The sequence below is a fragment of the Cellulophaga sp. BC115SP genome (assembly GCF_009905545.1).
In the GTDB taxonomy this organism is placed as follows: Bacteria; Bacteroidota; Bacteroidia; order Cytophagales; family Spirosomataceae; genus Flectobacillus; species Flectobacillus rivi.
In genome coordinates, this window is sequence record NZ_JAAALB010000120.1 from 1 (window position 1) to 2,131 (window position 2,131).

Here is a 2,131-nt window from a genome sequence, read left to right on the forward strand (position 1 = left end):
CAGTTGCGAGAAGGTTGGACACCAAACAGTCCACTAAGTAAATACATTTACTTGTATGACATCAAAGACCACTTGGGTAACGTCCGCCTAGTACACGATGACAGCGAGCAAGCCAAGATATATCAGGGAAATTATTACAGTGCCTTTGGCGTATCGATATTATCCTTAGGTGATAATATGACCCCTACCCAAACGGTTCTATCCAACGATAGGCTCTACAACGGCAAAGAGCTACAGGACGGTACCAACTGGCTAGACTATGGTGCAAGGATGTATTATCCTGAGTTGGGTAGATGGATGGCGGTGGATCCATCTCATGAGGATGGTGGACAAGAATCTTCTACACCTTATGGCTATGTGTTTAATAACCCTGCTGGCCATACCGATCCAGATGGAAGGATACCACATGTAGTTGCGGGTGCCATAGCTGGCGGGTTAATAGGGGGAGCTATAGAAGCTGGCAGACAGGTATGGAATGAAGGTAAGGTTAGCGATTGGAGAGCCGTTGGTGGAGCTGCTGTTCAAGGTGCAATTACTGGAGGAGTGGCTGCTGCTACGGGTGGAGCTAATTTGTTAGGTACAGCAGCTATTTCTGGAGCTGCTAATGGGGTTGGAGGGGCTGTAAATAATGCAATTCAGGGTAAAAGTATTACAGCGGGTTCTGTCATCAGGGATGTGGCTATAGGAGCAGCTAGTGGGTTAGCTGGAAAGCTAATAGGCAACGCTATTGGGAAATATAAAATTGCGAACCCCTGTGGTTGTTTCACACAAGGCACAAAAGTGTTAACAAATTTTGGGTATAAAAAAATTGAGTTGATAAAGAAAGGAGATAAAGTATGGAGCTATGATGTTAAAAGAAATAGATTAGGTCTTAAGTTAGTAACTCGAACATTCAACTATACTCGTGATACCGTTTATGCGATTTATATAGATAATCAAGTTATTAAAGCATCTGCTGATCATCCTTTCTATATTGAAGGTAGATGGTTAAATGTTAAATCTTTAAAAGTTGGGCAAAAAGTAAAACTATTAAATGGCAAGTATAAAGATATAAGTGCTATTAAAATAATTATAGAGTCAACAGAAGTTTTCAATTTTACGGTTTCTCAGTATCATACATATTTTGTTTCCAATTCCAACATACTAGTTCATAATAATAATTGTAACTTAAACACAAATTCCGCAAAAAGTCACTTTGGATTATATGAAATTAAAATAGGGGATGTATTACACAAAGTAGGTAAGGCTGACTTATCCAGGATAACGAAAAGTAGTGGTTTACCAACGAGATTACATCAACAACTAAGGTTGTTAAGAAAAGCTCCAGAGAATGCTGGTAAGACAATTAGCGGCTATGTGACTAAAGACTTGGGTGTAACTACTACTGAAGCTGCAAAGCAAGCTGAGACCCAAACTATACAATCATATTATAATCAAACTGGAACTGTATTGCCTGGGAATGTTAAAAGTTTTAAACCCCAATAATAAGTAAGTGTATGAAAAATAATTTTAGGATTGATTCTATATTTCATCAAGTTGGTTATTCGTTTGATATTCCCTTAGAAATTCAAAATGAAATAATACACGAAGTAGATTTAAAATTAAAGGATGGAAAGATTCATTTATATGGGAAAGACGATTATTCTCTTTTTTTAATAGTTAATACTGGTAAAGAAATTATAGAAATAGCTGTAAAAAAATCATATGAGAGTAAAAAAGAAATGTATTTAGAATATGTAATTTACATTCCTTTTGAACCTGTCACAAAAAATGAGAGTCGTACCATAATGATTTTGACATACTTGGATTATTTAAGACAGGGTATTGAAAAAATCTTAACAATTTATAAGGCTGATACTAAAGTGATTGAAGATATTTTTCGAAATATTAATTCTAAAGTATTAGACAATCAATATTGCTAACAACAAACTTCTAACCGCTAGTGCTGGCTTCCAAGCCAGTCCTAGCAAATTCTCAGGCTTCCAATTCTTAAATACTTCATGCCTTTAATCACAAACTATTACTAGATATGCTCACATCATAGTTTTATCACCCACCAAACGCTGCCCTAAGTAACCCAAACCTTAAAGCATCTATGAAGCGCTATCTACTTATCTATATGGCACTAATG

At 36.3% G+C, this 2,131-nt stretch carries 2 protein-coding genes; both read left to right on the forward strand.

All coding sequences use genetic code 11. The features are described from left to right. Window positions 1–1,485, forward strand: a 1,485-nt coding sequence (locus tag GVN22_RS27080) for a polymorphic toxin-type HINT domain-containing protein (RefSeq protein ID WP_255494279.1), incomplete at its 5' end; no start/stop codon positions are given. A gap of 11 nt (window positions 1,486–1,496) precedes the next feature. Further along, a complete protein-coding gene (locus GVN22_RS27085) occupies window positions 1,497–1,922 on the forward strand; it encodes a hypothetical protein (protein ID WP_166554125.1) in 426 nt (141 codons plus the stop codon). Window positions 1,923–2,131: the final 209 nt, after the last annotated feature.